Genomic DNA, 19890 nt, shown 5'->3' on the forward strand with positions numbered 1-19890 from the left:
CACCCGCCCCCCCACTGCGGTGGCCGCCTTTCCGATCCCTCAACGGGCATACGTCAGCTCGATGCTGTCGAGGTATCCGCCGATGCGGGACACCTGCTGGTCGTAGGCACGGATCCTGAGCATGGAGGGGGATGCCCCCGGCGTGACGGCGATGTCCGTCCTGGCCTGCCGAGTCTACGCAGGCGTAAACGCAGGCGCCGCCGTCTTGTTCGACCTCGTGGGGCGCGGTTGTCGCAAGCACCTGCCGCCGAACAGTCCCCTGGTCCTGGATTGCACCTATCACGCGGGACACGCATACGCCGAGACTGGCAAACCCGGCCAAGCCCTCCCGCAGCTGCGGTTCTACGTCCAGAACACCGACGCCGCTCTGAACAGCGAAACTGCGGACCAAGTCCGCGACTCCCGGTACCTCATCGCACACATGCTGGCGGCATCAGGCTACCCATGATGATGCCCTCGCCGAACTCGAAGCCGTCAGCCCTCTAGTGGCCAACGCCTTTGGGGCCCAATCGACTCAAGTCCGCAACCTCGACAAACAGATGACCCGCCTGCGCGGCTCCAGCTGACTGTGCAGGTGCCGATACATCATCCGGCCAGGTCAGCGGTGTGATGGGTGGTTGGCTGCAGGTGGGGCGGCTGGGCGGTAGAGAAGCACCTGTCATGGCCGCGATGGGCCCGCCGCCCCCGCGGTGCGGGGGCACGCCGGGCCGCTGTCACGACGCGCTGCGCTGCTGCCTGATCGGTTCCCCTACCCGGTGCAGGTGGGCCAGGGCCTCGCGATAGGACTGGATCAGCCCGGTCTCGTGGTACGGCACTCCGATCTCGGCGCAGTAGTCGCGCACGATGACCTGGGCCCGCCGCAGATGGGGAGTGGGCATGCTCGGGAACAGGTGGTGCTCGATCTGGTAGTTGAGCCCACCGAGCATCACGTCGGTGAGCCTGCCGCCGCGCACGTTGCGGGAGGTCAGTACTTGGCGCCGCAGGAAGTCGGGGCGCTCGTCGCCGGTGAGCGTCGGCATGCCCTTGTGGTTCGGGGCGAAGGTGCAGCCGAGGTAGACGCCGAACAGGCACTGGTTCACGGCGAGGAACGCCACCGCCTTGCCAGGGGAGAGCACGAGGAACAGGGCGGACAGGAAGCCCGCGATGTGCAGGAAGAGCAGGGTGCCCTCCAGCAGTCGGTTCTTCATGGAGGGTGAGCGCAGCGCCCGCACGCTCGCGACGTGCAGGTTGAAGCCTTCCAGCGTCAGCAGCGGGAAGAACAGGAACGCCTGGTGACCGCCGAGGAAGCGGGACAGGCCGCGGCTGGAGCGGGCCTGTGCGGTGGACCACACCAGGATGTCCGGGGCGACGTCGGGGTCCAGTTCCTCGTGGTTGGGGTTGGCGTGGTGGCGGGTGTGCTTGTTCATCCACCAGCCGTAGCTCATGCCGATACCGAGGTTGCCGAACAGCCGGCCCCAGATCTCACTCGGCCGGCGGCGGCGGAAAACCTGACGGTGCGCCAGGTCGTGTGCCGCCAGGGCGATCTGGCCGAAGATCAGCGCCAGACAGGCGGCGACCGCCAGTTGCCACCAGGTGTCGCCGAGCGCGAAGAAGGCCACCCAGCCCGCCGCCAGCAGGGCAGTCACCAGACCGAGACGGAAGGTGTAGTAACCCGGGCGTCGCTCCAGCAGGCCTGCAGCGGAGATGCGTTGGGAGAGCCTGGCGAAGTCGCTGCCGGTGCCGGTGCCGGTGCCGGACGTACGGGGACGGGTGGCGGGTGTCTGGGCCGGGGCGGATGGGTTGGTGGAAAACGTCATGAAGCCGAGTCTGCGGATGGTCGTCCGGCCGGGGCAGCCTGCCAGTCACCGTATGCGCAGGGGTGCTGCCCCCAGAACACCCTAGGGGGTTGTCGCCACCCATATGCCGTGACCTGCTCCTTTCCGTAACGCGCGCGTCCGCGGCGAGGAGTGACGGACCGGGCCGGGGCGTTCGGGTTGTACGGTTCGCCGGCGGGACGGTGAGCAGATCCGGGGCGACTGGTACGGGCGGTCAGGGTTCGCCCCCACCACGGCCTGGTCAGGTCGTTTCGGTACCCCAGGTGAGATGAGTCTCCTGTGCGTCCCTGGCGGTCGTCGGCGGCGACCCCGGCCGGGCACTGCGTCTCGCCGAGGCGGCCGTTGACCGGTCGTTGGCGGTCGACAGGGGCTGGGCGTCTGCCTCCTCCATGATTTCCGCAGTCCAGGCGTTGGCGTGGGCGGGCGCGGCCGATCGCGTCGCGGACATCCTTCAGGCACCGTCGCGCGAGGGCGGACTGCGGAGGGGATACGAGAAGGATCGTGCCCGTATGGAGGCTGCGGCAGGCCTGTGGCCGTACGACCCGGAATTGGCAGGACGACTGGTGGACGACGTGCTCGACGGCGTGCACTCCGATCCGTGTCGCACCTCGTACCACTGCTCGTTGCTGTGAGGCTCCACGACGGCGAACGCAGTGCGCGCGTCCGGGAGGTCCTGCACGCCCCGTACGTCCTGGAATCTCGTACGAGGACTACGACGGGTCCCACCCTCACCTCGCCGCGTACGTGGCTTCGCTGCCCGGCGACCGTGTACCGGTTCCGCTCTACGCCCAGTTCGACATCATGCCCCTCGCCCGCCGCCTGGCCACGCTCCTCGTCCCCCCTCCGGCCCCGACCTCCCGCGCGCACGGGCCCTCCTCGCGGAGGCCCTCACCCCGGAGGGCCGGCATCATGCGATACCGGTGCTCGCCGCGATCGATCCCGATGCGGTCCTGCGAGTACGGGATGTCATCTTCGCCCACCTGGGGTTCAGCGACTGAGAATCCCGGCCTTCACGGCATCCAGCAGACCGGCCGGGGCGTGGCCGTGGTGATCTCGCCCCCCGGGGTCGCTGGATGCTCCGGACCGTACGACAGCCCATCCGACCCATCAACACCGTGACCACCCAGGGGAAGGCTCGGGCGATCCACTGGTCCAGGGGTCGGCACACGACGCACCCGTTCGCGCAGGACGTAGGGGCGTGCGTCGCCGACGCACTGGGCGGAGACGGTATGTCCCCTTACTTGATGGCTCCGCCGGTGACTCCAGGGGCGACGTGGCGCTGGGCGAGGCCGAGCAGTACGGCTGCCGGGACGGAGGCCAGAACGGCGGTTGCCATGGTGGCGTTCCACTGGTTCGTGTGGGCGCCGATGTACTCGTAGATGCCCAGAGTGATCGGCCGCACGGTCGGTGTCGTGGTCAGCGTGAGAGCGAAGAGGAAGTCGCTCCAGGTGAAGAGGAAGGTGAAGAGGGCTGCTGTGATCAGGGAGTTTGCGCTCACCGGGAGTACGACGGAGCGGAAGGCGCGCAGCCTCCCGGCACCGTCCACGCGCGCTGCCTCGATGATCTCCTGGGGTATGCCCTGCATGAACGAACGCAGAACGATGATCGCGAAGGGGACGCCTGTGGTGGAGTCGGCGAGGACCAGTCCGAGGTAGGAGTTCAGGAGTCCCAGGTCGTTGTAGGCGCTGTACAGCGCGTTGGCCACGACGATGCTCGGCACCATCTGTGTGACCAGGACGCCGAAAAGGACGAGGTCGGCTCCTCGGACGCGCAACTGGGCGAGCGCGTAGGCCGCCGGCGCGGCGAGCGCGAGGCTGAGGAGGACGCTGCCGAGAGCCACGACGAGACTGGTGACGAGGTTGCGCCCTTGATCGCGGATTGCCGTGGCGTAACCGCTGACGTCAGGGTGGAAGGGGAACCAGCTTCCCCGCAGTGCGCTGCCCGCCGGCTGGAGGGACACATTCACCATCCAGTAGACGGGGAACAGCATCAGCCCGAGCAGGACGATCCCGATGATCGTGGACGGCCGGCCCCGCTTCGGAGCGCGCATCACGGTGTCCCCCTCAGACGTTCCGGGCGCGTCGGTTGGCGCGCAGGTAGACGATGGCGAAGGCGAGTGAGATGACGATGAGTACGTTGCCCATCGCGGCGCCGGGGCCGAACTCGAACTGCTGGAAGGACAGTTCGTAGGACCGGGTGGCGATGGTCTCCGTGGCGTCGGCAGGTCCTCCACCCGTCACCACGAGGATGAGGTCCAGCACCTTGAGCGTGTAGACCGCGCCCAGCACCAGTACAACGCTGACCGTGGGCCGCAGCAGTGGCCAGGTGATGTGGCGGAACGACGTCACCGGACCGGCGCCGTCCAGCTCCGCCGCCTCGTACAGATGAGTCGGGATGTCCTGCAGACCGCCGTACAGGATGGTGGTGTTGAAGGGGATTCCCACCCAGATGTTGATGAGGATCACCGACACGAGTGCCTGTGAGGTGCCGGTGAGCCAGGGGACACCGGACGAAAGGATGTGGAGGTTGCGCAGCGTGTCATTGACGACTCCGGTGTCGGTGTCGAGCATCCACCTCCATGTCGTCCCGGAGACCACCAGCGGCAGCAGCCATGGCAGCAACAACAGCGACCGCAGCACGCCGCCCAGCGGGAAGCTGCGCTGGAAGAACAGGGCGAAGGCGAGGCCGAGCACGAACTGCCCGAGCAGCGAACCGGCGGTGAACAGGACCGTGGTGAGCAGCGCCTTGGAGAGCAGGTCCGACGACAGGATGGTGGAGTAGTTCCGCAGTCCGACGAACGGTGCGGTACTGGTGTAGAACGTCGTCGGCGTGTACTGCTGGAAGCTCATCACGATGTTCTTGACGATGGGGTAGCCGAAGAACAGCAGCAGGTATGCCATGGCGGGCACGAGGAACATCCACTGGGCGAGCCGTTCTCCAAGGCGAACCCGGGCCACGGTCTTGTCCCTGCGGTCCTTGTCCCTGCGGTCCTTGTCCCTGCGGTCCTTGTCCCTTCCCAGCGGACAGGTCACGAGCCGGTCGCGATCTGCTGCCCACGCTCGAGTGCCTTTTCCGGTGTCTGCTCGCCAGTCAGCGCGGACTGAATCGCGGTGTATATCCCGGTCGCCGCTTTCGGCCATTTCACACCGAGTTCGCTGGTACGGGACCGGGCCCCTTCGACGCTGTGGACGAAGGCGGCCATGGACGGGACCTGCTCGGCGTACTGGGAGGCCACCGTGGTGCGGGAGGGCACGGTGAAGTGTTCCTTGGCCACGGTGAGCATGCTCGAGGAGTCGTTCAGGCAGGCGAGTACCCGGGCGGCCTTCTCCTGCCGGGACTTGGAAGCGCTCTGCGGGACTGTCCACACCTCACCGCCGAGCGGTGTGACGGGGGTCTGCCCCGCGCGGGGGACGGGAACGGGCGCCACCCCCCAATGCAGGTTCTCGGCTTGGTTCAGGGCGGGGATCCGCCACGGGCCGTTGATCATCATGGCTGTCCTGCCGGCGAGGAACTGATCGTGGAGGTCGGACTGGTTCCAGTTCACCACCGATTTCGACATGGATCCGCTTTTCACCAGGTCGACCCACAGCTGGAGTGCCTGCGCGGCCTGAGGGGTGTCCAACTGCTTCTCGTGCCCGCCGTTGGACCACAGGAAGGGCAGGAACTGCCAGCTGCCTTCGAAAGTGGCGTTCGCGTCGACGGCCATGCCGTAGCGCCCCGGACGGGTCAACTTGGCCGCTGCCGTCTTCAGTTCGCCCCAGGTCTCCGGCACGGCAACACCGGCATTGGAGAGCATGTCCTTGTTGTAGAAGAGGGCGACCGTGTTGACGGCGGGCGCCAGTCCGTACACCTTCCCCTGGTAGGTGCCAGCGGAGAGGATGCCCTTGGCGAAGCCGTTGAAGTCGATGCCGTACTGGTCCAGCGGGGTCAGCGCGCCGGTCCCTGCGATCTGCTGGAGGTCGGCGTTGTCCAGCATCAACAGGTCCGGAAGGGTCCGCGACGACGCCTGCCGCAGCACTTGGGGGACCAGCGACGCCCCGGGAACGCTGGTGTGCTCGACCGTGACGCCGGCCTTCTTGCCGCAGGCGGTGAGCAGGTTGCCCCACTGGGTGTGTTCCGGCTCATCGGTGTAGTAGTCGAGGGCAGTGATCGCGGTGACCTCACCGGTGGCGGATCCGGCGCCGGCTCCGCCACCGCACCCCGTGGCGGCCAGGAGCAGGGCGAGAGCTCCGAAGAGGGCGCTGGTCTGCCGAACCGACGGTCTGACCGGTGAGATCATGGTGGTGCCTGTTTCCCGAGTGGTGTCTGTTGCCGCAATACCCGTCTCGGGAAGTCGGACGGAGTCCAGGACGTCCCGTGGCGACCGGCGCAGTGCAGAACCTGCGCGCGACGGCAAGGAGTCCGGATCGCCGGCGGGATGGTCCGTACGAGACTCTCCCGCCTCAACGAGCATATCGAACACCGGTGGCGTCGAGCCCGCGGAAGATCGGCTTCGAGGGCAGGTCAGCGGCTGTCCAGCCGTTTCTCGGGTGGGTGTCTCCCCGATGCGGCTCGGGGAGGAGAGAGTGACCGAAAGGGTAAATAATTACCTTATTTGCCCAGTTGGGAATTTTGTTCAATTTTGCCGCCGTTGCTGTCGCTGTTGCCGTCGCCACAGTCGGTGGCGTGCTCGACAGCTTCCTGGATCATCGCCGCTACGGCGCCGGGCTGGGACAGCACAACGGCGTGCGAAGCCTTCAGCAGGTGTTCGGTGGCCGCCATGCGCTGTGCCATGAAGCGCTGAGCGATGGGGTTGAGCATCTGGTCGGCGGCCGCGATGGCGAACCAGGACGGCTTGGAGGCCCATGCCGGCGGGCCCGAGGTATCGCTGAGCGCGCTTTGAGCGATCGGGCGTTGCGTCACGGCCAGCACATCGGTGACGCGGGCTGACAGGTCGGCGGCGTACACCTGCCTGAACCGTTCTTGGCGGATGTACAGCTCGCTCTCCAGGCCGGCGGGAAAGCGGGCAGGGCGGGCGTCGGTGAGGTTCGCCTCGGTCACGGGCATGGGGGCAAACCGCTTCGTGATGTCCCCAACGCACTCTCCGGCATCGAGGCCGAACGCCGCTACGTAGCACAACGCCACGGTGTTGTCCGCGTCGGTGGCGGCATGGGTGATGACCGCGCCACCGTAGCCGTGGCCGGCCAGCACGACCGGGGCGGCGATCTGGCGCAGCACGCTCCTGATGTAGGAGGCGTCCTGCGTCAGGCCGCGCAGCGGGTTCGCCGGGGCGAGCACCGTGAGGCCGTCGGTGCGAAGGAGCCTGATGACCGGCGCCCAGGACGAGGCGTCGGTGAACGCCCCATGCACGAGGACGACGGTCGGCGGTGGTGGGGTGGGTCCGTGCACGTCGCTGGCCTCCGAAGGATGTGGTTGCCCAGCGAAGCGCGTGCGGATACGGCGCGCATCGCGCGAACGTACCAACAAGATCCGCTCAGTGGTCGCGCAAGGCCACGACCACGTTGGCGAGCTGGACCCGGGAGTTGACCGACAGCTTGCGGAAGACGGACGTCAGGTGCGTGTTGACCGTGTGCGGGGAGACGACGAGGAAGTCGGCGGCCGACCGGTTGGTGTGGCCCTCGGCGATCAGGCGCGCGACTTTCTTCTCCGAGGCCGTCAGGGCTTCCCATCCCTGGACCGGCCTCTGTTTCGTCGCTGCCCTGTGGCCGCCCGCCTGTGCGCCATCGAGAACCTGCTGTACGCGTGCGGCGGCGGCGTGGGCGCCTGACTCCGCCAACGTGGCATGGGCGCGAGTCAGGGCCGCTACTGCCTGAGGTTTGCGGCCTGCCGCCAGAAGCGCCTGGCCGAGGTCGGCGTGGGCTGCGGCCCGGACCAGTGGGCGAGGGCTTGTGCCGAGCAGTGCTGTGGCGCGTTCCAGCATGGCGAGATCGTTCTTCACGAGCCCGAGGGCTTGCGCGGCGATGCCCGTGGCGGTGGGAACGGCCGGATTGCGTTCGGCGTGGGCTTCGGCCTGTGCTGCCAAGTCCTCGGCGAGTTGGCGGTCCGCGCCCGACAGGGCTGTGCGTATCGCGGAATCGACCCACGTGCGCAACAGCCGCCAGCGCATGAAGGGACCTTCCTCCTGCACCTGCCGGATCTTGTCGACGGCAAGCCCGATGTCCCCGTCGTCCTCGGCGATGACCGCTTCCAGGAAGCGCACCGCGGCTGTGTTGCCCGGGTTCGGTTTGGCCGCCAGCCTTTTCTGCGCCGCGGCCAGATGCTGTCGCGCCGCGTCCCGGTCGCCCCGCAGAAGAGCGATCCGGGAGCGGATCACGCGTGCGTTCACCTGCTGGACAGGTATCTGCACGTCGTCCTCCAGGCGCTCCATCGTCACGAAGTCGGCCTCTGCGTCGTCGAGCCTGCCCAGCCCCAGATGCTGCTGAGCCTGCGCCCACAGCAGCATCGCCTGACGGAACGACCCGGCATTGTCCGCTGCCTGAAGGAGCAGCCGTTCGCCGGTGTTGAAGTCGTCCATGTGCTGGTACGCGACGATCTCTTCGGGGGAGTAGGCGGGATCGACGGCACTGAGCGCGGTGAAGCGCTCCAGCGCGATCGCGTTCTCACCCGCGTTGAGCGCGATCTCGCCGAGTCCGAACAGGGCCAGGACGTGCGCGTTTCTGTCACCGACGGTGATGGCGGCACGCAGCGCGGTCTCGCCGGCCTCACGCGCCGCGTCAAGATCATGGCCCCGGGACAGGGCCAGGGCACGAAGGGCGGCGAGCCTCGCCCCGACCTCTGGGGCGGCGCCCCCGACCGCGAGTGCTGTTTCAGTCCGGCGGCGCAGTTCGTCGGCGAGATCCATGTTCCACAGCGTTCCGCCGAGAGCAGCCTGCAGTCGGCTGAACACCTCCATCGGCGGCCGGCGGGCCAGTAGCCGGTCGCCGGTCGACAGCGCCTCTCGGTTCCTGCCGGCCCGGGTCAGGCAGACGATCGCCTGCTCACCCACGACGAACCCTTGCGGCCGCGCGGGCGGCACCAACTCCAGGGCGCGCGTCATGAGGTCGGCCGCGAGGCCCGGTGTGACGGGCAGCACGTCGTCAGCGGCTCGCCGCAGCAGCGTCACCGCTTCCTCGTCTCCGGGCTGGGCGCCCCTGAGGATGTGCGACACCGCGTCGATCGGCCGGTGGCCCGCGGAGACCAGATGGTCGGCAGCCTCGCGGTGCAGGACCTTCCGGGCCGACGGCGGGATGTCGACGTAGACCGCCTGACGCAGCAGATCGTGCCGGAAGACCAGCTGGTCCCCGTCGTCGTCCAGGATCCCCGCGCGCACCGCCTCCTCGAGCGCGGGGATCAAGGTGGTGGACGGTTGGCCGCAGAGCAGGGCAGCGTCGTGGAAGCCGAACCTGCGTCCCAGCACTGCTCCCAGTCGAAGGAAGCGCAGGGTTTCGGGCCCCAGAGACCTGAGTCTGGCGCGCACACCCAGCACGAGCCCTGAGGGCACGGGCTCGGCCGAGGCGCCGTCGTTCCGCAGTCCTGTGAGCATCTCGACCGCCAGAAACGGGTTTCCGCCGGCTCCGTCGAGCAAGTCCCGTACCCGTTCGTCGGCGGCTGCCCCCAGGGTGTCGCCGGCCAGTTGGCCGATGGCCGCACCGGACAGCGGGCCCAGCGGCACAGTCACCGTGGGGAGTTCTTCCGTCGCCGCTGCGACGATCTCCTCCGCCGGGCCGGCGGGCTCCTGTCGCGCGGTGAGGATCCACAGAACCGGCGAGGTGCGCAGGCGTGCCGGAAGTTGCTTCAGGGCGAACCGGCTCAGCTGGTCGGCCCAGTGCACGTCGTCCAGCGCGATCAGCACCGGCACGCTGTCGGCTCTGGCTTCGATCGCCTCCGCCAGACGCTCCACCAGCCAGATCCGCTGATCGTGATGACGGGCGAGATCGGCAAAGGCATCGCCGGACAGCAGCGGCTGATCGCCGTGCAGGACGCAAGCCGCCAACGACGAGAGCGGCACGATGTGATGCAGCTCATCGGCCTTGCCGAGGCCGACCGAGAACCCCGCTTCGCAAGCCCTGGCGACGGCCTCGGCGAGCAGCGTGGTTTTGCCGATGCCCGCTTCGCCCTGGACCAGGGCCAGGGCACCGCTTCCGGTGTGGGGCACCGAGGCGATCAGAGTCCGTAGTTCGTCGAGCTCGACCTCTCGGCCGCGCAGACCGCTCCGGGACAGCGATCCGCCTGACCCCGCCACGCACACTCTCCTCGTCCGCACCGGCCGACCCGAGCCGGGCTCCGCACGCGCCGACTGGTGACTCCGCTCTTCAGCGTCGCCTGACAGTGCCGGAGGACGCAGACGACGCGCCGCGGGTCCACTATCGCAAGAACGACAGCTCCATGCAGACGTGGTATGGGGGGCGAGTGACTCCGCTCACGCCGCGGACCGGGAACTTCCCCCGCCGTGGCCCGCCGTGTCGTCCGTTTCGTCGGCGGGACGCCGGACAGGGGAGGGCTGGAACGAGGGCACCGCAGCGCCCTCACCGGTTTCGGCATCTGAGACGCGCCATGTGGCAACGGGGGCGACACGAGATTCTCGGGCCGTGTGGTCCCGCCACTCGGCGGGGGACATCCCGTAAGCGGTCCGGAACACCCGGCTGAAGTGGGAGGCGCTCGTGAAACCCCACCTGTGGGCCACTGCGGCGATGGTCACGTTCGCCGCCTCCCGGCGGGTCAGCTCACGCCGGCACTCCTCCAGCCGACGGCGCTGAATCCACCGGCCTACTGTGATGTCCTCGGCCTGGAACAGCTTGTGCAGATAGCGCACGGAGATGTGGTGGGCGCGGGCCACGGCGTCCGGCGTCAGGTCCGGGTCGGCGAGGTGCCGGTCGATGTAGGCCCTGATCCGCAGCAGCAACACCCGAGCGGCGCTCGGCGTGCCCACGGTGTCCCTGCTCAGTCGCTCGTCGGCCAGCACCGTCAGCAGGTTCACGACGTTACTGGCGATCAGTTCGCCGGTGCGCTGCGGATACGACCCCGCGGTGTCCACGAGCCGGGACAGGAAGGGCGACAGCAGCCCGCCGAGTGCCGTCTCGGTATCGAGGGGCGATGCCGTGATCTGCCGCAGGTCCGACTCGCTCAGGCCCAGCACCTGGCGCGGCAGGACGAGAGACTTCGTCTGGAAGCGCTCGGGGAGGGTCAACTGGATCGGACGCGCCATGTCGTAGATGAAGAGCTGCCCCGGCCGCACGAATACGTCACGGGTGTCCTGCTCGATGCGGGCGGCCCCTCTGCTCACCAGCTTCACGACCACGTAGTCGTCGTTGTCGCTTCCCGCGATGAGCCGTCGGGTGCGCACGGCTCGCAGGGGATCACCGTCCACCGTGACTGCCAGCATCTGGCCCAGTGGCGACGTACGAATCGTGCCGCGGTCCACCTCGTCGGGGACGGTCATGTCCACGGCGCCGAACGTCCGGGACAGGGCCTCGCACCAGTACGTGCGCCTTCGGTGCGTCGGCACCGAATCCGTGGTGTAAAGCGTGGCCGAGGGGTCGGCTTCGAGTAGCGGTGAATCCGGCGACATGATCTCCGTACTTCCGGCGGGTGTCCTTTCCGGACACGGTGCCAGCCGGGCCTTGGCCGGCGCATCGCGTGGATGCGTGAGATCAGAGGTGCGGGACCGGGACGGGGAAGTGCGCGGCGGGACGCAGGGGCCCTGCGAGCCGGATCATGTGCCGGTCTTCTCGGGACGTCGGCAGCATGCTCGGGACGTCGGCGGCATGAGGGCACAGGCGAGTGAGGCGAGGGCGTCGCGCAGAGCCATCCGCAGTGGCCGGCGCACAGCACGCGAACACAGCCATGCCCATGCCGGTACCGCCACGTCATGTGTGCCGAGGCGGTACCGGCATGGCTGCCTCAACGGGCCCCCGCGAAGGTGACGCGCACCCAGTCGGCGAAGCTGGTCCAGCGGACCTCCGGGTGAGCGGCGTGCAGTGAGGGGACGTCGACGCGATAGCCGGGGCCGTTCAGAAACGTCCACATCGCGTGCATGTCAGGGTTGCCGATCGCTGACAGCGGCACTCGCTCATGGCGGACTTCGCGTCCCAGCGTCGCGCTGAGCGCGGCCGCCATCTGCTGGGGAGTGGGCGCGTCACCGGCCAGCTCGACACGCTGCCCGAGGTAGGGAGCGGGGTTCAACAGGACCTCCGCCGCGAACGCACCCAGGTCGCGGCGGGCAAGCTGCTGCAACGGCCGGTCGGGCGGCAGCGGCAGATCGAGAACGCCGCCGAGGATGCGCTCCGCTCCGCCGAGCGCGTTGTCGAAGAAGTACGTCGGCCCCAGAATCGTGTAAGGCACATCGCCGGAAGTCAGCTCGGCCTCGATGCGTGCCTTGCTGTCGAAATGCGGTACCCCGCTCTTCTGGTCGGCTCCGGCGACCGAGCTGAACACGAGATGCGGCACGCCCGCCTCCCGCGCGGCAGCCAGGATCGCTCGTCCCTGGACCACCTCCGCCTCCACGCCGGCCTCGAAGGGAGTGGTGAGCGCGAAGACGCCCGCCACGCCGGTCATCGCAGCGGCGAGCGACCTGCGATCGGTCAAGGAGCCCGCCACCAGTTCGGCACCCTGGCCGGAGAGTTCCCGCGCCGCCGGCCGCTCGGGGTCGCGCACCAGCGCGCGTACCCGTGCCCGGCGACCCAGCAGCGCCTCGGTCACAGCTCTGCCCTGTCCTCCGGTTGCCGCAAGCACCAAGATCGTCTCATCGACCATCGAAGAGTTCCCTTCGTCGTGGGCCGGACATGGCCGGTTCCGCTGGTCCCCACCGTAGGCACGTGACGGCCGGGCGAATCGCCTCGTGGCGCACAGCTCCGTGTCTGAGAGTGCCGAGTTCCGCATCCGCACGAGGAGGGCGCTGGAGGGCTCGTTCCGGTGCACGCACAGTCATGGCGACCGCTCGTCCGGCGCCTACCGTTCCCTACCTCTCGTACGAATGCAGGAAGAAGAGGGACCCATGCAGTTCGGCATCTTCACGGTCGGTGATGTGACGACCGATCCGACCACCGGACGTACTCCGTCGGAGCACGAACGCATCAATGCGATGGTCACCATCGCGCTCAAGGCGGAGGAGGTCGGGCTGGACGTCTTCGCGACCGGGGAGCACCACAACCCACCGTTCGTACCGTCGTCCCCGACCACGATGCTCGGCTACATCGCAGCCCGTACCAAGAGGCTGATCCTGTCCACCGCCACGACGTTGATCACCACCAACGACCCGGTGAAGATAGCCGAGGATTATGCGATGCTCCAGCACCTGGCCGACGGCCGGGTCGACCTGATGCTGGGCCGTGGCAACACCGGACCGGTCTACCCGTGGTTCGGGCAGGACATCCGGCAGGGACTCGACCTGGCCAAGGAGAACTACGGGCTGCTGCGCCGTCTGTGGCGCGAGGACGTCGTCAACTGGGAGGGGAAGTTCCGGACATCCCTTCAGGGGTTCACGTCAACGCCTCGTCCCTTGCACGGAGTACCGCCGTTCGTCTGGCACGGCTCCATCCGGTCTCCGGAGATCGCCGACCAGGCGGCCTTCTACGGCGACGGCTTCTTCCACAACAACATCTTCTGGCCGGCCGAGCACACGAGGCGGATGGTCCAGCTGTACCGGCGGCGGTACGCCCACTACGGTCACGGCCGGCCGGAGGAGGCCGTCGTCGGCCTCGGCGGGCAGGTCTTCATGCGGAAGAACTCACAGGACGCCGTGCGGGAGTTCCGCCCCTACTTCGACAACGCGCCCGTCTACGGGCACGGGCCGTCACTGGAGGACTTCACCGAGCAGACCCCTTTGACGGTGGGTTCTCCCCAGCAGGTCATCGAGCGGACGCTGTCCTTCCGTGAGACCGTCGGCGACTACCAGAGGCAGCTGTTCCTGATGGACCACGCGGGCCTGCCCCTGAAGACCGTTCTGGAGCAGATCGACATGCTCGGCGAAGACGTCGTACCCGTACTGCGCGAGGAGTTCGCGAACGGTCGCCCGGCCGACGTGCCGGACGCGCCGACACACGCGGCGCTGGTCGCCGCCGCGGAGTCCGCGGACTCCGCGAAGGGAGTGACCACCGCATGAAGCTGGTTGCCGTGTCCGCAGGGCTGAGCACGCCGTCCTCCACACGTCTGCTCGCGGACCGTCTCGCCTCGTCGGTCCATGGTGCACTCGTCGCACACGGGCACGAGGTGGAGATCCACGTCATCGAGTTGCGGGAACTGGCCGTCGCCATCGCCAACAATCTCGTGACCGGATTCCCGCCGCCGCAACTGGCCGCGGCGATCGACACGGTGACGGCTTCGAGCGGTCTGATCACCGTGACACCGGTGTTCACCGCCTCGTACAGCGGGCTGTTCAAGTCCTTCTTCGACCTGATCGATCCCGAAGCCCTCTCCGGCAAACCGGTCCTGATCGCGGCGACGGGAGGCACGGCCCGCCACTCCCTGGTCCTGGAGCATGCCCTGCGCCCGCTCTTCGCCTACCTGCGCGCCACCGTCGTTCCCACCGCGGTGTACGCGGCGTCCGAGGACTGGGGATCCGGCGGCGACGCCTACACCGAGGGCTTGCCCGGGCGCATGGAACGGGCGGGGGCCGAGCTGGCCGCCCTCATGGCCGCCCGCCCGGCCGACGCGGTGCCCGAGGACGACGTCACCGCGCTCGAACGGCAGCTCTCCGACCTGCGCTTCGACTGAGGCCGGTCTCCGACCTGCGCTGAGACCGAGGCCGGCCCCGAGGGGCCACACGTGCCTGCGCAAGAGCACCGCAGACGCCGCGGGACGCCGCACGGGGTCCTGCCGGGCCGGACAGGTGACCCGTGCCGCGGCCGACGCCCGCGGCACGGAGGCCCGGCGGGACCTCCCCTCGAGCACTGCCGAGGCGACCGACACCAACAGGCAGCGTCCGGCTGTCGCTTCGGTGCCTGACCGTTCACGGCACCGGCTGCTCCCTCGCGTCAGGCGCGCACCAGGGAAGTGTCGACCAGGTGCTCTGCCACGAACCACGCCTGGAGCTCCCCGGTGCGGATCACCGGCGAGACCAGCGGTCGTTGGTACCGTCATCGCCCAGCTCGGCAGTCCGGCGGCCGCGTCGTGAGCCTGCGTCAGAATGGTCTCGTGGGCCTCCAGCAGCCGCGAGAGCATGGCTGGGACTTCCTCGACGCCGTCCGGCGGCCGCGGTCTTGACGGTTCCGAACTCCTGGATCAGCGCGCCCTTTTGATGCAGCAACTGACTGTGGTGCACGGGCTTGGAACTGGTGGTCATCGCGCGCCTCCAGTGGGTGCTGTGCTGTGCTGTGCTGAGCTGTGCGTATGTGAGCGAGGCCAGGCGCGGAACCTGCGGACGCGTTGCCCGGGAACGCATGCGGTGGCGCCCGTGAGCGCACCGCTCTCAGTGCACTGGGGTCTCCGACTCATCGAGCCACTGGGCAGGACGTCGAGAGACAACGGGACTGAGCGGACGATTTTGGTGCACTGCGAGGACGCCAGTGGTGCGCTCACGGGCAATGGACGCTCGTGCTGCGCTCTTACCGTGAAGAGCAGCGGTACCGGTGTGCTCAGCGCAACGGTCCCTGTCGTTCGCCGGAAGGACCGGCGTCCCCCATGAATTCCAGGAGATTCGCATGTCTGATGCCACTGGGCCTGTGCAGCCGGTGCTGGAGCCCGCGGCAGCCGCGTTCGCGGAGGCGACCGCCAACCCGCCGTATCTCTTCGACCTGCCCCCGGCGGAGGGGCGTAAGGCCGTCGACGAGGTGCAGTCCGGGGAGATCGAGAAGCCGGCGGTCGACGAGGAGTGGATCACGGTTCCGGGCGGTCCGACGGGCAGCGTCCGGGCGCGTATCGTCAAGCCCCTCGGAGCCGAGGCTCCCTTGCCGGTGATCGTCTACATTCACGGCGCGGGCTGGGTGTTCGGCAACGCGCACACCCACGACCGCCTGGTGCGGGAACTCGCCGTCGGCGCGAACGCCGCGGTCGTGTTCCCCGAGTACGACCTGTCGCCCGAGGCCCGCTACCCGGTCGCCATCGAGCAGAACTACACGGTCGCGCGGTGGGCCGTGGAGCAGGGTGCGGCCAAGGGGCTCGACGGATCGCGGCTGGCCGTGGCCGGGGACTCCGTCGGTGGCAACATGACCGCCGCGCTGACCCTGATGGCCAAGGAACGCGGAGACGTTCCCCTGGTCCAGCAGGTGCTGTTCTACCCGGTCACCGACGCGAACTTCGACACCGGCTCCTACCACCAGTTCGCCACCGGCTACTTCCTGCGCCGGGACGGCATGCAGTGGTTCTGGGACCAGTACACGACCGACGAGGCAGAGCGCGCCCAGATCACCGCGTCGCCGCTGCGCGCCACCACCGAGCAGCTCAGGGACCTGCCCCCGGCCCTGGTCATCACGGGTGAGGCGGACGTGCTGCGGGACGAGGGCGAGGCGTACGCCAACAAGCTCCGCGAGGCGGGTGTACCGGTCACCGCCGTGCGCTTCCAGGGCATCATCCACGACTTCGTGATGCTCAACGCCCTGCGCGAGACCCACGCTGCCGAAGCCGCCATCACCATGGCCGTCAACACCCTGCACGCGGCCCTGCACACCGCCTGAACCCGAGGAGACACCGCAGACATGACCACCTCCACGCCCACGGTCGTTCTCGTCCACGGCGCGTTCGCCGACGCGGCCAGCTGGTCCGGGGTCGTCGCGGAACTGCAGAGCCACGGCATTCCCGTGATCGCGCCGCCGAACCCGCTCCGTGGCCTGGCGTCCGACGCCGCGTACATCGCCTCCGTGGCCTCCCAGATCGACGGTCCCGTCGTACTGGTCGGCCACTCGTACGGCGGTGCGCTCATCACCGTGGCCGGTACCACTGAGAACGTCGTCGGGCTCGTCTATGTGGCCGCCTACGTCCTCGAAGAGGGAGAGAGCCTCGGCGAGTTGCAGGGACGCTTCCCCGCTTCGCCGCTGGTGAGCAACCTCAAGCAGTGGACGTACCCGGTCGCGGACGGCGACCGGGCGGTCGAGGTCACCATCGCCGAGGGTGCGTTCCCGTCGGTCTTCGCCGCCGACGTGCCCGCGGAGGTCACGAAGGTCCTCGCGGCGGCGCAGCGGCCGCTCGCCGTCGCGGCCTTCGAGGAGACGGCCACCGCCGCCGCCTGGAAGACCAAGCCGTCCTGGGCCCTGGTGGCCGACGCCGACCAGGCCATCAACCCGGAGGTGGAGCGCTTCGCCGCCAAGCGGGCCGGGGCGACCGTCGTCGAGGTCGAGGGCGCGTCCCACGCCGTAGCCGTCTCCCGCCCCAAGGAGGTTGCCGACCTGATCCGCGAAGCGGTACGCGCGACGAGCTGACCCGGCGGCACGGAAGGCCGCGCGGACCACTTCCCCACCGCGTCCGCGCGGCCAGGCCACCGTGCCATCCCGAGCACCACGAGCCGCGGGCCGCCCCGCGAGCAGACCGGCGAAGCGCACTGGGTCGGCGAAGCAACGGGCGTCGAAATCCATCAACGGGACGGATCGCTTCAGCATGCACAAGGAGCCGAGGAGGCCCTGCGGCAAGGTGGAGTTCGGTGGTTGCCACCGCCATTGCCCCTACGTGGGCAGCGCCTGCTCGCACCAGATGGTCTTGCCGGCCGTGCTGTGCCGGGTGCCCCATCGCTGGGTGAGCTGGGCGACCAGGAGCAGGCCACGCCCTCCCTCGTCGAAGCCACGGGCCCGCCGCATGTGGGGTGCCGTGTTGCTGCCGTCGGAGACCTCGCAGATCAGGGAGGTGTCGCGGATGAGGCGCAGCTGGATCGGGGGCCTGCCATAGCGGATGGCGTTGGTCACCAGCTCGCTGACGACCAGCTCCGTGACGAAGGAGGATTCCTCCAGCCGCCATACCTCCAGCTGCTCGGTGGTCAGGATCCGGGCGCGTGCGACGCACTCCGGGTCCGCGGGGATGTCCCAGGCGACGACCTGCTCGGACGACAGCGCACGCGTCCGGGCGAGCAGCAGGGTGACGTCGTCGGACGGAGGCGTCGTGAGCAGGGCGTCCATGACGGCACCGCAGGCGGCGTCCAGCGAGTCTGCCGACTGTGCGGTCGACGCGAGCATGTGGCGGAGCCGGTCCAGTCCGTGGTCGAGGTCGAGCTCCCGGGAGTGCACCAGGCCGTCGCTGTACAGGGCCAGGGTGCTGCCCGGTGCCAGTTCCAGTTCGGTGGTCTCGAAGGGCAGGCCGCCCACACCGAGCGGAGGGCCGGCATGTCCGGTCACAGCCGTCACCCCGCCGTCCGGAGCGAGGACGAACGGCTGCGGGTGGCCGGCGCTGGCGAGGGAACAGCGCCGGGAGACCGGATCGTAGACCGCGTAGAGGCAGGTCGCGCCCAGCTCCCCGGTCGCCGCTTCGTCGGCCCCCGGGAGGTGCATGACCAGGTCGTCCAGCTGGGTGAGGAGCTCGTCGGGGGGCAGGTCGACATCGGCCAGGGTGCGCACCGCCGTGCGCAGTCGTCCCATGGCGGCGGAGGCATGGACCCCGTGCCCCACGATGTCTCCGACCACCAGGGCGACCCGCGTTCCGGACAGCGGGATCACATCGAGCCAGTCTCCTCCCACCCCGGCCCGCGTGGTCGTGGGCAGATAGCGGTAGGCGATCTCCACGGCCGGCTGTTCGGGCAGGTGCTGCGGCAGCAGACTGCGCTGCAGGGTCAGCGCGGTCTCGCGCTCACGGGTGTAGCGACGGGCGTTGTCGATGGCGACGGCGGCCTTGAGAGCCAGCTCCTCGGCATCGGCGACGTCTTCCTTCTCGAACGGCTTGCTCTCGCGGAAACGCCAGAAGGCGACCGTTCCCATGACCATGCCCTGCTCGGTCAGCGGAACGATGATCAGCGAGTTCATGCCGTAGTCGAGAAGTCCCGCCGCATCCTCCGGGTGAGCGGCCTGCCATGCGGTGGAAGCACGCAGGTCGGCCACGAACAGTGCGGTCGCCCCGGAGCGGCGGGCCGGCGGGAGCGGCAGTGCCGACGGGATCAGTGCGCCGACGGGATCCAGTGGGTCGTCGTCGCGGACGCCCTCCCTGGCCACGCGCTGCAGAGGCGTGCTGCCGGCAGGAGTCGGTTCCTCACCCTGTAGGACGGACACGGCGAGGTCGACGGTGGCGAAGTCGGCGAACCTCGGCACGGACACTCCCACCAGTTCCCGTGCCGTCTGCGCCATGTTGAGGGTGGTGCCCACGGCCATGCCGGCGTCGTAGAGGAGCCTGAGCCTTCGGTGAGCCTCCCGTGCCTGCTCAAGACTGTTTTCGAGGGAGCCGGCCATGGTGTTGAAGGCCGTTTCCAGCTGCCCGATCTCCCGCGCGCCGGTGCGCGGCATACGCGCGGTCAGGTCGCCCTCGGCGAGTCTGCTCGCCAGGTGGGCCGCCCTGCGGACCGGCCAGACGATCACTCGCGTCACATACCCGGAGTACGCGGCGATGAGCAGCACCGACGCCCCGATGCCGACCGCGGCCGCGATGCCTGCGCGCTGGGCGTCCGAGTCGGTGGTGGCTTCGCGGGCCTCGACGGTGGCGCCCTCGGCGGTGGTGTAGCGGTCGAACAGGCCCCGCAGCGCGTCGATGCGGCGCTTGCCGTCCAGGGTCACCGCCACACTGCTCGCCCGCGGATCACCTCGCTGTGCCATGGTGACCACGGGAATCGAGTAATCACGGATGTAGGACACGCCGCCCCGGGCGATCTCCTGGGCCAGCGTGCGCTGGGCGGGGGAGGTGCTGATGCGCACGAGTTCCTGCGCCTGGGGAGGGAAGTGGCCTTGGGCGACCTTCCACGGCCGGAGGAACTGAGCCTGCCGGGTGATGACGAAGCCGCGCTGGTACGTCTCGACATCGAGGATGAGGTTGTCGACCAGCCTTGCCTGATTCTCCGCCGCCACGGAATGCCGTTCCGCCAGATTGGCCTGCCGCATGTTGCCGACCGACCAGAACAGCACACCAAAGGCCACCCCGACCACCACGGTGAGCAGGACACCCGCCAGAGCCGTCAGGGCGACAAGACTCCGCCGCCCTGCCCTGCCGCGCCGGCCTCCAGCCGTCATACGTGCCCCGCGCTCCGCCGCCGTCCGGCAGC

At 69.0% G+C, this 19890-nt stretch carries 14 protein-coding genes and 1 pseudogene; 5 read left to right on the top strand and 10 right to left on the bottom strand.

Going from position 1 to position 19890, the window contains the following annotated elements:
• Nucleotides 1-713: 713 nt before the first annotated feature.
• Nucleotides 714-1796 carry a fatty acid desaturase family protein gene (locus tag FPZ41_RS02135; protein WP_152858400.1) on the bottom strand — a complete coding sequence of 361 codons (1083 nt, stop codon included), beginning with the start codon at nt 1794-1796 and terminating at the stop codon, nt 714-716.
• 407 nt (nt 1797-2203) lie between these two features.
• Here FPZ41_RS02135 and FPZ41_RS02140 point away from each other — a divergent pair, with 407 nt between their 5' ends.
• Nucleotides 2204-2446 carry a hypothetical protein gene (locus tag FPZ41_RS02140; protein ID WP_152858403.1) on the top strand — a complete coding sequence of 81 codons (243 nt, stop codon included), beginning with the start codon at nt 2204-2206 and terminating at the stop codon, nt 2444-2446.
• 605 nt (nt 2447-3051) lie between these two features.
• Here the strand turns inward: FPZ41_RS02140 and FPZ41_RS02145 are convergent.
• The 7 genes from FPZ41_RS02145 to FPZ41_RS02175 form a co-directional block, all read right to left on the bottom strand.
• A complete protein-coding gene (locus FPZ41_RS02145) occupies nt 3052-3864 on the bottom strand; it encodes a carbohydrate ABC transporter permease (RefSeq protein ID WP_152858406.1) in 813 nt (270 codons plus the stop codon).
• A 13-nt stretch (nt 3865-3877) separates the two neighbouring features.
• Complete coding sequence (locus FPZ41_RS02150) at nt 3878-4732, bottom strand: carbohydrate ABC transporter permease (RefSeq protein WP_152858619.1); 855 nt, start codon at nt 4730-4732, stop codon at nt 3878-3880.
• A gap of 110 nt (nt 4733-4842) precedes the next feature.
• The gene (locus tag FPZ41_RS02155; protein ID WP_194235957.1) at nt 4843-6093 is read right to left on the bottom strand and encodes a sugar ABC transporter substrate-binding protein; all 1251 of its coding nucleotides are present in this window, start codon (nt 6091-6093) and stop codon (nt 4843-4845) included.
• Nucleotides 6094-6404: 311 nt separating this feature from the next.
• Nucleotides 6405-7202 carry an alpha/beta hydrolase gene (locus tag FPZ41_RS02160; protein WP_322619722.1) on the bottom strand — a complete coding sequence of 266 codons (798 nt, stop codon included), beginning with the start codon at nt 7200-7202 and terminating at the stop codon, nt 6405-6407.
• Nucleotides 7203-7287: 85 nt separating this feature from the next.
• Nucleotides 7288-10035 carry a helix-turn-helix transcriptional regulator gene (locus tag FPZ41_RS02165; RefSeq protein ID WP_322619723.1) on the bottom strand — a complete coding sequence of 916 codons (2748 nt, stop codon included), beginning with the start codon at nt 10033-10035 and terminating at the stop codon, nt 7288-7290.
• Nucleotides 10036-10212: 177 nt separating this feature from the next.
• Nucleotides 10213-11298 (bottom strand): helix-turn-helix domain-containing protein, encoded by a 1086-nt coding sequence (locus FPZ41_RS02170; protein ID WP_322619724.1) that lies wholly within the window; start codon nt 11296-11298, stop codon nt 10213-10215.
• A gap of 395 nt (nt 11299-11693) precedes the next feature.
• Nucleotides 11694-12545, bottom strand: a complete 852-nt coding sequence (locus FPZ41_RS02175; RefSeq protein ID WP_152858412.1) for an NmrA/HSCARG family protein — start codon at nt 12543-12545, stop codon at nt 11694-11696.
• Between the two features lie 241 nt (nt 12546-12786).
• On the opposite strand from FPZ41_RS02175, the gene FPZ41_RS02180 reads away from it, so the two are divergent.
• Both FPZ41_RS02180 and FPZ41_RS02185 read left to right on the top strand, forming a co-directional pair.
• On the top strand, nt 12787-13893 hold the full coding sequence (locus FPZ41_RS02180; protein ID WP_152858414.1) for an LLM class flavin-dependent oxidoreductase: 1107 nt from the start codon (nt 12787-12789) through the stop codon (nt 13891-13893).
• Nucleotides 13890-14504 carry an FMN reductase gene (locus tag FPZ41_RS02185; RefSeq protein ID WP_152858417.1) on the top strand — a complete coding sequence of 205 codons (615 nt, stop codon included), beginning with the start codon at nt 13890-13892 and terminating at the stop codon, nt 14502-14504. Before FPZ41_RS02180 ends, FPZ41_RS02185 begins: the two co-directional genes overlap by 4 nt.
• 260 nt (nt 14505-14764) lie before the next feature.
• Here FPZ41_RS02185 and FPZ41_RS47800 read toward each other — a convergent pair.
• Nucleotides 14765-14993 (bottom strand): annotated as a pseudogene (locus FPZ41_RS47800) (ferritin-like domain-containing protein); the annotation flags it as partial.
• A 437-nt stretch (nt 14994-15430) separates the two neighbouring features.
• Between FPZ41_RS47800 and FPZ41_RS02195 the strand changes: the two are divergent.
• Both FPZ41_RS02195 and FPZ41_RS02200 read left to right on the top strand, forming a co-directional pair.
• Nucleotides 15431-16402, top strand: a complete 972-nt coding sequence (locus FPZ41_RS02195; RefSeq protein WP_152858420.1) for an alpha/beta hydrolase — start codon at nt 15431-15433, stop codon at nt 16400-16402.
• Nucleotides 16403-16423: 21 nt separating this feature from the next.
• Nucleotides 16424-17143, top strand: a complete 720-nt coding sequence (locus FPZ41_RS02200) for an alpha/beta fold hydrolase (RefSeq protein ID WP_152858423.1) — start codon at nt 16424-16426, stop codon at nt 17141-17143.
• Between the two features lie 240 nt (nt 17144-17383).
• Here FPZ41_RS02200 and FPZ41_RS02205 read toward each other — a convergent pair whose 3' ends face one another.
• The gene (locus FPZ41_RS02205; protein ID WP_194235958.1) at nt 17384-19858 is read right to left on the bottom strand and encodes a SpoIIE family protein phosphatase; all 2475 of its coding nucleotides are present in this window, start codon (nt 19856-19858) and stop codon (nt 17384-17386) included.
• Between the last annotated feature and the right edge of the window lie 32 nt (nt 19859-19890).

This window comes from Streptomyces acidicola (assembly GCF_009377235.1).
GTDB classification, from domain to species: Bacteria; Actinomycetota; Actinomycetes; order Streptomycetales; family Streptomycetaceae; genus Streptomyces; species Streptomyces acidicola.